This is a genomic window from Azospirillum aestuarii (genome assembly GCF_016632405.1).
GTDB classification, from domain to species: domain Bacteria; phylum Pseudomonadota; class Alphaproteobacteria; order Azospirillales; family Azospirillaceae; genus Azospirillum; species Azospirillum aestuarii.
This window is the reverse complement of record NZ_JAEPIV010000001.1, coordinates 672,680-684,920: the sequence shown is the minus strand read 5'-3', so window position 1 is coordinate 684,920 and position 12,241 is coordinate 672,680. Positions and strand designations below refer to the sequence as shown.

8 protein-coding genes and 1 tRNA gene are annotated in these 12,241 nt (G+C 68.0%); 4 read left to right on the top strand and 5 right to left on the bottom strand.

The window, feature by feature from the left end; all coding sequences use genetic code 11:
• Positions 1–149: 149 nt before the first annotated feature.
• From ilvD to JJL56_RS03140, 4 genes are all read left to right on the top strand, one after another.
• A complete protein-coding gene (gene ilvD / locus JJL56_RS03155; RefSeq protein ID WP_200484154.1) occupies positions 150–2,015 on the top strand; it encodes a dihydroxy-acid dehydratase in 1,866 nt (621 codons plus the stop codon).
• 294 nt (positions 2,016–2,309) lie between these two features.
• Positions 2,310–4,310 carry a tetratricopeptide repeat protein gene (locus tag JJL56_RS03150; protein WP_200484153.1) on the top strand — a complete coding sequence of 667 codons (2,001 nt, stop codon included), beginning with the start codon at positions 2,310–2,312 and terminating at the stop codon, positions 4,308–4,310.
• Between the two features lie 216 nt (positions 4,311–4,526).
• Entirely contained in the window at positions 4,527–5,477 is a 951-nt protein-coding gene (locus JJL56_RS03145; RefSeq protein ID WP_200484152.1) for a sensor histidine kinase, read from the top strand.
• A 47-nt stretch (positions 5,478–5,524) separates the two neighbouring features.
• Entirely contained in the window at positions 5,525–6,487 is a 963-nt protein-coding gene (locus JJL56_RS03140; RefSeq protein ID WP_200484151.1) for an acetyltransferase domain-containing protein, read from the top strand.
• Between the two features lie 12 nt (positions 6,488–6,499).
• Here the strand turns inward: JJL56_RS03140 and JJL56_RS03135 are convergent, their stop codons facing one another.
• The 5 genes from JJL56_RS03135 to gyrA form a co-directional block, all read right to left on the bottom strand.
• A complete protein-coding gene (locus JJL56_RS03135; protein WP_145623635.1) occupies positions 6,500–7,507 on the bottom strand; it encodes a YihY/virulence factor BrkB family protein in 1,008 nt (335 codons plus the stop codon).
• A 10-nt stretch (positions 7,508–7,517) separates the two neighbouring features.
• On the bottom strand, positions 7,518–8,348 hold the full coding sequence (locus tag JJL56_RS03130; protein WP_200484150.1) for a ferritin family protein: 831 nt from the start codon (positions 8,346–8,348) through the stop codon (positions 7,518–7,520).
• Between the two features lie 220 nt (positions 8,349–8,568).
• Positions 8,569–8,644: transfer RNA gene (locus JJL56_RS03125), tRNA-Lys, on the bottom strand.
• 119 nt (positions 8,645–8,763) lie between these two features.
• Positions 8,764–9,312 carry a pantetheine-phosphate adenylyltransferase gene (coaD, locus tag JJL56_RS03120; protein WP_035675985.1) on the bottom strand — a complete coding sequence of 183 codons (549 nt, stop codon included), beginning with the start codon at positions 9,310–9,312 and terminating at the stop codon, positions 8,764–8,766.
• Between the two features lie 21 nt (positions 9,313–9,333).
• Entirely contained in the window at positions 9,334–12,156 is a 2,823-nt protein-coding gene (gyrA, locus tag JJL56_RS03115) for a DNA gyrase subunit A (RefSeq protein ID WP_200484149.1), read from the bottom strand.
• Positions 12,157–12,241: the final 85 nt, after the last annotated feature.

The window sequence follows — 12,241 nt, the reverse complement described above, 5'->3', positions numbered from 1 at the left end:
CCTCCCCGTCCTCCGCAGACCTCCTATGCCCCATCTACCGGAAAACGGGGCGGAAAAGGGAACGAGAGGTCTGGTTTCCGCCCGTCGGGATTGCTAGTGTTGCTGCCCCTGCGCATCCGCACGCAATGTTCGATCCCTGAGGTAGAGACATGCCGCATTATCGCTCCCGCACTTCCACGCACGGCCGCAACATGGCGGGCGCCCGCGGCCTGTGGCGCGCGACGGGCATGAAGGACGGCGATTTCGGCAAGCCGATCATCGCGATCGCCAACTCCTTCACCCAGTTCGTGCCGGGGCACGTCCATCTTAAGGATCTGGGCCAGCTGGTCGCCCGCGAGATCGAGAAGGCCGGCGGCGTCGCCAAGGAGTTCAACACCATCGCCGTGGACGACGGCATCGCCATGGGCCACGACGGCATGCTCTACAGCCTGCCCTCGCGCGAGCTGATCGCCGACGCGGTGGAGTACATGGTGAACGCCCACTGCGCCGACGCGCTGGTCTGCATCTCCAACTGCGACAAGATCACCCCCGGCATGCTGATGGCGGCCATGCGGCTGAACATCCCGGCGGTCTTCGTGTCGGGCGGCCCGATGGAGGCCGGCAAGGTCAACTGGCGCGGCAAGACCAAGTCCGTGGATCTGATCGACGCCATGGTCGCCGCCGCCGACCCGACGGTGACCGACGAGGAGGCCGCGGAGATGGAGCGCGGCTCGTGCCCGACCTGCGGTTCCTGCTCCGGCATGTTCACCGCCAACTCGATGAACTGCCTGACCGAGGCGCTGGGCCTTTCCCTGCCCGGCAACGGCACGATCCTGGCCACCCACGCCGACCGCAAGGAGCTGTTCCTGGCCGCCGGCCGCATGGCGGTTGAGCTGTGCCGCCGCTGGTACCAGGAGGAGGACGCCACCGCCCTGCCCCGTGGCATCGCCACCTTCGAGGCGTTCGAGAACGCCATGACGCTCGACATCGCCATGGGCGGCTCCACCAACACGGTGCTGCACCTGCTGGCCGCCGCGCAGGAGGGTCAGGTGCCCTTCACCATGGACGACATCGACCGGTTGTCACGCCGCGTCCCCAACGTCTGCAAGGTCGCTCCGGCGGTGGCCGACGTCCACATCGAGGATGTGCACAAGGCCGGCGGCATCTTCGGCATCCTGGGCGAGCTTGATCGCGGCGGGCTGCTGAACCGCGACGTCGCGACCGTCCACGCCAAGACGCTGGGCGACGCGCTGGACCGCTGGGACGTCAAGCGCACCCAGGACGACGGCGTGCACACCATGTTCAAGGCCGCTCCCGGCGGCATCCCGACGACCATCGCCTTCAGCCAGGAGAAGCGCTGGCCCGAACTGGATCTCGACCGCGACCGGGGCGTCATCCGCTCCGTCGACAGCGCCTTCAGCAAGGACGGCGGCCTGGCCGTGCTGTTCGGCAACATCGCCGAGAAGGGCTGCATCGTGAAGACGGCGGGCGTCGATGCCTCCAACCTCGTCTTCACCGGCCCGGCCCGCGTCTTCGAAAGCCAGGACGCGGCGGTCGCGGCCATCCTGGGCGACACGGTCAAGGCGGGCGACGTGGTGGTCATCCGCTATGAAGGCCCGCGTGGCGGCCCCGGCATGCAGGAGATGCTCTACCCGACCAGCTACCTGAAGTCGAAGGGGCTGGGTAAGGCCTGCGCGCTGGTCACCGACGGGCGCTTCTCCGGCGGCACCTCGGGACTGTCGATCGGCCACGCCTCGCCGGAAGCGGCGCAGGGCGGCGCCATCGGTCTCGTCCAGGACGGCGACCGGATCGAAATCGACATCCCCAACCGCAAGATCAACCTCGCCCTGTCCGATGAGGAGTTGCAGCGCCGCCGCGACGCCGAGAATGCCAAGGGCGCCGACGCCTGGAAGCCGGCCAACCGCAACCGCGTCGTTTCCCCGGCGTTGCGCGCCTACGCCGCCCTGACCACCAGCGCCGACCGCGGCGCGGTGCGCGACGTGTCGCAGGTTGAAGGCATCGCCGTGAAGCGCTGACACGGTTGCCGAACATGCAACCGAAGGAACCAGAACCTTTCGGTTAAGACTTTCGGCAAGGTTGCGAATCCGACAGGCAGTAACGAACGGCGCCGCGGCAATCCGCGGCGCCGTTTCGCTTTTCTGGCGCAACGGGACGCCAAGAGGCATGCGGCAGTATGTCTCCAATCCGCCCTGCCTATCGCCGAAAGAAGCGCAGGCCATCCGCACCGAAATCTGTCATTGTCCTTCCGCATGCTCCGACATGCCGGAACGGGATGTGCGTCCCGCAAAACCAACACCACGGGGAAACCGATGGCGCATCCGTGGTCCGTCGCTCGGGATGATGCCGGGCCGCCGCCCGATGGTGCCGCGTTCCGGCGCGCGCTGGTGGACATCGCGGATGCGTTGCATCGGGCCGAGGAAGGCATCGGTTCCGTCCTATCCCTGACCGCGGCGGAGGGCGATGTCGACCGCCTGATCGCCGCGCTTCTCCACAGCCCCGTCTCCGCCGGTTTCAGCATCCTGCGCTGGCCGCAATCCCTTCTGCCGCCGCTGGATGGACCGGACGACCTCGAAGCGGTGGCGCTCAGCCTTCTGCCTTTGGCCGATGGTCCTCCGGACAGGGCCCGTCGGGACATCGCGCTGGCCGCCGAACGCGGCGGCGGCGATCTGGCCGGAGAGGCGGTGCGCGGCCTGTTGGGCCTTCCGTCGCTTCAACCGCTCTGGCTGGGGCTGGACGGCGCGCAGAGGGCGGAATTCCAGGTGGAGGGGCTGGCCGCCGCCCTTCTTGACTTGTGCTACGAGCGTCCTGTCCTGATCGTGGTGGAGAACGCTCAATGGGCGCGCGGATTGACGGTGCCGCTGCTCAATGCGCTCGGCAACACCGTCGAAGACGCACGGCTGTGCCTGCTGGCCATCCGCTATCCCGCGCCGTGCGAGCGGCCCGGTGGTTGGACGCCCCCCGGCACCGCACGACGCATGGTCTTGCCTGAACCGGATGGCGGGCCTGAACCGGATGGCGTGACGGCCGACCTCGTCGGCACAGGCATGGACGATCCGACGCCGCATGCCGTCCTGTTGGACGCGCTGCGCCGCGACCGGCGGCCGGAACGGATCGAGTGGATGGCCCACCACGCCCCATTGGCCGGCGATTGGGCGCTGGCCTGCGCCTGCGCGCGACACGCCGGACGACGGGCGGAGGTGGACTGCCGCCCCGCCGACGCCGCCCGTCATTACAGGGATGCGCTCGCCGCGCTGGACCGTTTGCCCAAAACCCGGCGGCACGCGCAACGCCGGATCGACTTATGGACCGCGCTAGCCCGCACCCACCCGACGCCGGACGGCGGTGCGATGAAAGCGGCGGAGAAGGCTCGCGCGCTCGCCGAAGACCTCGGCGACCGACTGCGCGTTGCGCGCACCCTGTCGCTTCTGGCCGCCCTGCGCTGGGCCGGCGGCGATCTGCCGGCTGCCCGGCGGACGGGCATGCAGGCCCTGCGGATCTGGCGGCAAACCCACAACCACGACCAACAGGTGCAAACGCTCATCAGGCTGGGCCGCGGCTTGACCGAGGAGGGCCGCTTCCGCCGCGCCGACACCGTCCTGCGCGCCGCCGCCGAACTGGCGAGCCAGAGGGGAACGCGCCGCCTCCACGGTCCGATGGCGTTGGCGCCGGTGTGCATCGCCGCGCACCGGGCGCGTTGCCGGGCGGAACTGGGCGAACCGGAGGAGGCGCTTCGACTGGCCCGTGCGGCGCTCGCCCAGGCGGAGGATGACGGCCACGCCGCGTCCCGTGCCCTGGCCTGTCTGCATCTCGGCTGGGCCGCGTTGACCGGGCAGCGCTATGCCGTCGCGGTGGAACCGCTGAAACGGGCCGTCGCCATCACCGAGACGATCCGCCTGCACGCCTGCCAGCCGCTGGTCCTCGGTGCGCTGGGCTACGCTTTGGTCCGCAACGGAGCGCTCAATGACGGGGCATCCCTGCTGCTGGGCAGTCGGGAGCATGCGCGAATGCTCGGCATCCGGCGCCACGAGCCGCAAATCCTGATCTGGATCGCCGAGGCCGCTCTGCTCTCCGGCCAGCCGGAGGACGCCGTCCGCAACGCCCGCGACGCTGCCGAGAAAGCCGCGGCCGCGGGACAATCGGGCGACATGGCCTGGGCGCAACTCGCGCTGGCCCGCGGGCTGGCCGCGCAGGGCGACGCCGCCGCGGCCCGGCAAGCGATGGAGGCCGCCGCCCGCATCGCCGCACAACGCTCGATGGCGCCCTTGCTGGCCCAATGCACTGATTTCCGCAGAGCAGTGACATCGGTGTGAAGACCCAAGGCCAAGCGCTGGACAAACCCCTCGAAGATCGAACTTAATTTGCCAAGCACCCGCATAAAAGGCGGTGCGTTCGCATACGAATTTCCATATCGTAGATGCTCCTCCCGGCGGACGGCCTCGTCCGTTCCCTGCTTTCAATACGGACGACCGCCGCATATGACTCTTGCCCAGCTCTCCCGGTTGCGCGGGCACAGGGGTTTGGGATTCATGTTCGCGCTGGCGACCTTTGCCGTCGCCCTGGTGGCGCGACTTGCCCTGGATGACCGGCTGCCGGCGGGCTTCCCCTTCCTGACCTTCTTCCCGGCGGTCATCGTCACCACCTTCCTGGCCGGGCTGTGGCCGGGCATCCTGACGGCGCTGCTGAGCGGGCTCGCCTCCTGGTATTTCTTCCTCGGCACCAGCCAATCGCTCGATCTGCCACCCGGCAGCGCTCTGGCGCTGGGCTTCTTCGGGCTGGTGGTGGCGGTGGACATCGCCGTGATCCACATCATGAACGTGGCGCTGGAGCGGCTGGCGGAGGAGCGCAACCGCAGCGCCCGCCTGACCCAGCAGTCCCAGGTGATGTTCAGCGAGCTTCAGCACCGCGTGTCCAACAATCTTCAACTCGCCTCATCGCTGATCGCAATCCAGAAGTCCAAGGTCAAGGACCCCGAAGCCCGCCGCGCGCTGGAGGAGGCCGCCGGACGGCTGTCCACTCTGGGCCGCCTGCACCGCCGGCTCCACGCGCCCCATGACGGGCCGATGGACATGGAGCCGTTCCTGCGCGAGCTGTGCCAGGACATCCTGAAGACCTCCGGGGCGGAGCGGATCGACTGCACGGTCAGCGCCGCCGAGTCCGACCTTCCACCCGACACCCTGATCCCGCTGGCTCTGATCCTCACGGAGCTGGTCAGCAACGCCCTGGAGCACGGCTTCCCCAACGGCGAGACCGGACGGATCGGCGTCGACCTGCAGGCCGGTGACGGTGAGCTGGTGCTGACGGTGCGCGACGACGGGACGGGCCTTCCCAATGGCTTCACCCTGACCCGCCCCTCCAGCCTCGGCCTGAAGATCGTCAGCTCGCTGGCCGCCCAAATCGGCGGTACCTTCAGCATGAGCGGATCTCCCGGGCAGGGCACCACCGCCCGGCTGGTTCTTCCCCAGACCGTGATTTCCTGACGGGCACCGGTGGACAGCGGCGTGCCATTCCGGCAAAAGTCGCGCCCATGCCCACCCTCTCCACCTCATCCACATCGGCGACCGCGCCAACCATGACGGCGCGGCGCGTCGGCGCCATCGACGTGGCGCGCGGCGTGGCACTGCTGGCCATGGCCCTCTATCACGGCTCCTGGGACCTGACGTATCTGGGACTGGCGGATTTCGACCTGTTCGGCGATCCGCTCTGGCTGGCCGCGCGCACCGGCATCCTCGGCAGCTTCCTGCTCCTGTCGGGCCTCAGCCTCACTCTGGCCGCGGAAGGCGGGATCGACCGGCGCCGCTTCCTGCGACGCTTCGCCCTGCTGGTTCTCGCCGCGGGCGGCGTGACGGCCGTGTCGATGGTCATGTTTCCGGACAGCCCGATCGTCTTCGGGGTGCTGCACCATATGGCGGTGGCGAGCCTGCTCGGCCTTGCTCTGCTGCGCCTGCCGTGGCCGGCGCTTCTGCTGCTCGGCGTGGCGGTGATCGCGCTGGGCGAGACGGTCGCCCTGCCGCTGTTCGACGAGCCCTGGCTGCGCTGGGTCGGGCTGATGACCTTCGAGCCGGAATCGAACGACTATGTGCCGTTGTTTCCCTGGTTCGGCGGCTTCCTGTTCGGGATGGCGCTGGGGCGGCTGTGGCGTCCCGGTCGGGCGAGTACTCCGGGCGGGGCGGTCGGGCGCGGGTTCGCCTGGGCCGGACGGCACAGCCTGGCGGTCTATCTGCTGCACCAGCCCGTGCTGTTCGGCCTGCTGTCCCTGCTGGCGATGGGTATTGGCGCCGACCCGGCGGACGTCCGCAGCTTTCAGACCTCCTGCGTGGCGACCTGCACCGCCAACGGCGGGGAGGCGGCGCACTGCGCCGCCACCTGCCGCTGCGTGTCCGACGATCTGAACCGCGCCGGCCTATGGTCTGACTTCGTCCACGACCGATTGAGCGCGGACGGCGCCCGCAAGGTCGACGGCGTCATTCAGAGCTGCGGCAACCGCTGACCGGGGGAGGCGCTACGCCCGGCGCTTCCCCACCGTATCGGCGACGTAGGCGTCGCGATGGCCCATCGGCTTCGGGCCGCGTCCATCTTCTTCCGTGGTGTCGCGGGCCGTCTGGTGCTCGATCTCAGCGTTCAGTTCGGCCCCCATCAGGATCGCGTAGGAGGTCAGGTTGAACCACAGCAGGAGCACCACACCCGCCCCGACCGACCCGTAGGTCTGGTTGTAGCTGCCGAAGTTCGACACGTAGACGGAGAAGCCCACCGACGCGATGATCCACAGCGCCGTGGCGATGGCCGATCCCCAAGTGACCCAGCGCCATTTCGGTTGCCGCCGGTCCGGGGCGTAGCGGTAGAGCACGGCGAGCGCCAGCACGATCGCCACCGCCAGGATGGGCCAGCGCGCGAGGCTGGCGGCCCAGCCGATGGGGGTGTCCCTCAGGCCGAGGAAATTGATGGCCGCCGGGACCGCCACGATCAGCGCCAGGGTCATGATCACGAACACCAGCCCGGCCAGCGTCAGCACCAGCGATAAAACGGCGAGCCGGAGGAAGCCGCGCCGCTCCTCCTCTCCATAGGCGATGTTCAGCGCGGTGATCAGCGAGTTGGTGCCGCGCGACGCGCTCCACAGCGTCAGTGCAAGGCCGAACAGAACGCCGAAGCCCAGCCCCTCCTGCGGCGCCGATGCCACGTTGCTCGCCTGATCGCGCAGCACATTCAGCGCCTCCGGCGGCAGCAGCCCGGCCAATTGGTTGACTTGCTGCTCGACCCCCGCCGGGTCGAAGACGAGGCCGTACAGCGAAACCAGCGCGGCGATCGCCGGGAAGATGGCGAACAGGGCGTAGTAGGCCACCCCCGCCGCCACGATGGAGATGTTGTCCTTCCCCTGCTCTTCCCAGGTGCGCCAAAGGATGTCCTTCCAGCCCGCCTTGGGAATGTCGGAAGGCCGGGTCGCCGATCGCCCCCGCCCCCCCATCTCGACGCTCGGATACCGATTGCGGTGGCGACGGCTCAGCCCCAGCATGCCCCCCCCCTCACGCGACCGCTTCGCGCAATGCGCCGACACGGTGGCGCACCGTTTCGATCTCATGGAAATGGGCGCCGACGATCACCGTCAGCTCCTCGGGCAGATCATCGTGCAAGCTGTTGCGGAACAACCCCAGCGTGCCCTCCACGCCGCTTTCCAGACCACGGAGCAGCCCGCCGCGCGTCCGCGCACCACCCAGTTCCGTGTCCAGGTCACGCCAGACCGCGTGGACGGGCAACTGCAGGTCTCGACCGCCACCACGGCGCACAAGTTCCGCCTCCAGGGCGGCGGCGCTGCGATCGAATTGGCTGGCGACCTGGGTCAGCCGCGCCCTCAGGTCCGGATCGTCCAGAGCCATGTCGGCATGACGGAATCCGGTGGCCCCCTGGCGGCACGCGGCGACCAGAACGCTCAACACATCCTGCACCGTTCCATCAGCGACCCGCCCCGCAGCGGCTCCCGAAACGGTCGGCTCGACCTCCGGCGTGCGGGAGACGGTCCAGGCGAACCACAGCGCGCCCGCCGCCACCAGAGCCAGCGGCCAGGGATTGGAGCGGATGGCGCGGGCGACGCGCGACGGGTTGCCCTCGACCACATCCCGCACCACCTCGATGACGCCGCCCGACATCTGACCGGGGGACAGACGGAACTCGATCTCATCGAGAACCGCGTCCATGCGGCCGCGGATGGCGTGGATATCCTGTTCGATCTCATCCGCCCCCCGTTGCCCGCGCGGCGATGGCGGGTTATCGGGCGTGGTCTTGGGTGTGGTGTTTGCTGCTGTGCCCGCCGCGACGCCGCTCATGGTGTCGGCATACGGATCGGTGGCTCGGTTCATGCCGGCATCTCCCCCTCTTGACGCTGCCGCCAAGCAACACCCGCAAATGGCGGAAGGTTCCGGCCTGCTGCCGGGGTGACACGAGGGATCGCCTATCCGATCTTTTTAAACAGGCGGCCAACCGGGAGCGGTACCCCATCCCCTGCAAACCGCCACGGGTCGGTTTGTTGGAGGGATCTGGACTGGCGGCTCGCCTAGCCCGCTAACCCATTGAGGGGAATGGTGATCCGGGTGGGATTCGAACCCACGGCCACATGATTAAAAGTCACGTGCTCTACCGACTGAGCTACCGGATCACAGAAGCATGCGGCCTGTCGCCGATGCGGGGCGCAACATAGGGGGCGGTGACGCCCCGGTCAACAGTGGGGTTGGGCGGAGCGCACAAAAATTTCGTCCTCCGCCACGCCCCATGCCGTCATTGCTTGAGGGTCTGCACCTGCTTGCTGGCGTCGCCATTGCCGGCTTCCAGAGCGAAACGCTCGGCCAGATGCTCGGCCACGCGGCCGCTGACGAAGCCGCGGATGTCGCCACCCAAACGCCCGATCTCCTTGACGAAGCGGGACGAGATGAACTGACTCTTCTCCGAGGCCATCAGGAACATGGTTTCGATCTTCGGGTTCAGGCGGGCGTTCATCCCGGCCATCTGGAACTCGTATTCGAAGTCCGAAACCGCCCGCAGGCCGCGGATGATCACGGTGGCGTTCACCTCCACCGCGAAATGCATCAGCAGCGTGTCGAAGGCCCGCACCTCGATGCTGGCCCCGGCGTTGTTGAGGGCGGTCACGTCCTCCCGGACCATCGCCACCCGCTCGTCCGTCGAGAAGAGCGGGCCTTTTCCGGCGTTGCGGGCGACGCCGACGATCAGATGATCGACAAGGCGCGAGGCCCGCTGGATGATGTCCATGTGCCCGTTGGTGATCGGGTCGAAGGTGCCGGGATAGACACCGATGCGGCGCTTGGCCATGGGAGTACCTTCCGCCTCTTTTTATTCGATCGTGTCACCGGGCGTATCGCCAGGAGCGGCATCATTCGCAGTCGTATCGTCCACAGGGCCGTCATCCACGGAGGCCGTCCCGCCGCCGTTCGGATCGCCACCGTTGCCGTTGGTCCCATTCCCGTTGGTGTCCTCATCCTCCGCGATGGAGGCGACGGACACCACGCGCTCGTCCGCACCGACACGGAACAGCGTGACGCCCAGCGTCTTGCGGCCGGCGATGCGGACGTCGTGGATCGGCATGCGGATGACCTGACCGCCGTTGGTGACCATCATCACCTGGTGCGAGTCCTCCACCGGGAAGGCCGCGACGATGGAGCCGTTGCGGTCGCCCATCTCCATGTTCCAGATGCCCTGGCCGCCGCGGCCAGTCACCCGGTACTCGTAGGAGGAGGTCCGCTTGCCGTAGCCACGCTCGGTCACGGTCAGCACATACTGCTCCAGGCCCTTCAGTTCCTCGTAGCGCTCGGGGCTGATCGTCACAGCCTCGGTCGGCACCTCGTCGGCCTCCGGGGCCGCCTCGCCTTCCATCTCGACGCCTTCCTCGCGCTTCATCTTCAGGAAGGCGGCGCGCTCTTCGGGCGAGGAATCGACATGGTGGAGCGTGGTCATCGAGATGACCTCGTCGCCGTCGGCCAGACGGATGCCGCGCACGCCGGTCGAGGTGCGGCCGGCGAAGACGCGCACGTCACCGACCTCGAAGCGGATGCACTTGCCGCCGCCGGTCGCCAGCAGCACGTCGTCCGCCTCGGAGCAGGTGCGAACGGCGATCAGACGCTCGCCCTCCTCCTCCAGCTTCATGGCGATCAGGCCGTTGGAGCGGATGTTGGCGAAATCCGACAGACGGTTGCGCCGCACGTTGCCCTTCGAGGTGGCGAAGACGACGTGCAGATCCGCCCACACGGCCTCGTCCTCGGGCAGCGGCAGGACGGTGGTGATGGTCTCGCCGTCGATCAGGGGCAGCAGATTCACAAAGGCCTTGCCGCGCGCCTGCGGGTTGCCCAGCGGCAGTCGGTAGACCTTCAGCTTGTAGACCATGCCGCGCGACGAGAAGAGCAGAAGCGGCGTGTGGGTGTTGGCGACGAACAGGTCGCTGACCGCGTCCTCCGCCTTCATCGACATGCCCGACCGCCCCTTGCCGCCGCGCTTCTGGGCGCGGTAGGTGGACAGCGGCACGCGCTTCACATAGCCGGACTGGCTGACGGTGACGACCATGTCCTCGCGCTGGATCAGGTCTTCGATGTCGGCCTCGAACTCCAGCTCCTGGATCTCGGTGCGGCGCGGGGTGCCGAACCGCTCCTTCATCTCCACCAACTCGTCGCGGAGGATGCCCAGCAGCTTCGCGCGGTTCGCCAGAGTCTCCAGGTAATCGGCGATCTGGTCGGTCACGTCCGTCAGCTCGGCGCCGATCCGGTCGCGCTCCAGCCCGGTCAGGCGGTGCAGGCGCAGGTCCAGGATGGCGCGGGCCTGCTCTTCCGACAGCCGGTAGGTGCCGGCCTCCGACACGCCGCGGCCCGGCTCGTCGATGAGCGCGATCAACGGGGCGACGTCCATCGCCGGCCACTCGCGCTCCATCATCTGCTCGCGCGCCCAGACGGGGTCCGGGGCGCTGCGGATCAGCGCGATCATGGCGTCCAGGTTGGCGACGGCGACGGCCAGACCGACCAAGGTGTGGGCGCGCTCGCGCGCCTTGCCCAGCAGGAACTCGGTGCGCCGGGTGATGACCTGCTCGCGGAACCGGACGAAGGCCGCGATGATGTCCTTCAGGTTCATCAACTCCGGCCGGCCGCCGTTCAGCGCCAGCATGTTGACGCCGAAGGAGGTCTGGAGCTGGGTATGGCGGAAGAGCTGGGCCAGCACCACGTCGGGTACGGCGTCGCGCTTCAACTCGATCACCACGCGCACGCCGTCGCGGTCCGATTCGTCGCGCAGATCGGAAATGCCTTCGATCGTCTTGTCGTTGACGACCTCGCCGATGCGCTCCATCAGCTTGGACTTGTTGACCTGATAGGGGATCTCCGTCGCCACGATGGCGAGGCGGTCCTTGCGCACCTCCTCGATCTCGGTCTTGGCGCGGATGATGACGGAGCCGCGCCCGGTCATCAGGGCGGAACGGATGCCCGACCGGCCCAGGATCATGCCGCCCGTCGGGAAGTCCGGGCCGGGCACGATCTCGATCAGCTCTTCGATGGTGACGTCGTTGTTGTCGATGTAGGCGCAGCAGGCTTCCACCACCTCACTCAGATTGTGGGTGGGGATGTTGGTCGCCATGCCGACGGCAATGCCGCCAGCACCGTTGACCAGCAGGTTCGGGAAGCGCGCCGGGACGACCGTGGGCTCCTTACCCGAATCGTCGTAATTGGCCTGGAAATCGACGGTGTCCTTGTCGATGTCGTCGAGCAGCGCCTCCGCCGCCTTGGCCAGCCGTGCCTCGGTGTAACGCATGGCCGCCGCCGGGTCGCCGTCCATCGAACCGAAGTTGCCCTGCCCGTCGATCAGCGGCAGGCGCATGGAGAAGCCCTGCGCCATGCGGACCATGGCGTCGTAGATCGCGCTGTCGCCGTGCGGGTGGTATTTACCCATCACGTCGCCGACGATGCGCGCCGACTTCTTGTAGGGCTTGGTCGAGTCGTACCCGCCCTCCTTCATCGCGTAGAGGATGCGGCGGTGCACCGGCTTTAGCCCGTCGCGGACGTCGGGCAGGGCGCGGCTCACGATCACGCTCATCGCGTAATCGAGATAGGACCGGCGCATCTCGTCTTCGATGGTGACCGGCGCGATGTCGGAGGCGGGAGGAAGGGGCGTCGTGCTCAAGGAGACAAACTCATTCTACGGGCTGCGGCGATGCTCGGTGTTCAACGCTCAAGGTTCAACACTTAGGGTTCAACGGTGCACGTCC

Excerpts from the sequence above, each read along its gene's own strand:
- ilvD (WP_200484154.1), top strand. The coding sequence starts at position 150 with ATGCCGCATTATCGCTCCCGCACTTCCACGCACGGCCGCAACATGGCG.
- JJL56_RS03150 (WP_200484153.1), top strand. The coding sequence starts at position 2,310 with ATGGCGCATCCGTGGTCCGTCGCTCGGGATGATGCCGGGCCGCCGCCC.
- JJL56_RS03145 (WP_200484152.1), top strand. The coding sequence starts at position 4,527 with ATGTTCGCGCTGGCGACCTTTGCCGTCGCCCTGGTGGCGCGACTTGCC.
- JJL56_RS03140 (WP_200484151.1), top strand. The coding sequence starts at position 5,525 with ATGCCCACCCTCTCCACCTCATCCACATCGGCGACCGCGCCAACCATG.
- JJL56_RS03135 (WP_145623635.1), bottom strand. The coding sequence starts at position 7,507 with ATGCTGGGGCTGAGCCGTCGCCACCGCAATCGGTATCCGAGCGTCGAG.
- JJL56_RS03130 (WP_200484150.1), bottom strand. The coding sequence starts at position 8,348 with ATGAACCGAGCCACCGATCCGTATGCCGACACCATGAGCGGCGTCGCG.
- coaD (WP_035675985.1), bottom strand. The coding sequence starts at position 9,312 with ATGGCCAAGCGCCGCATCGGTGTCTATCCCGGCACCTTCGACCCGATC.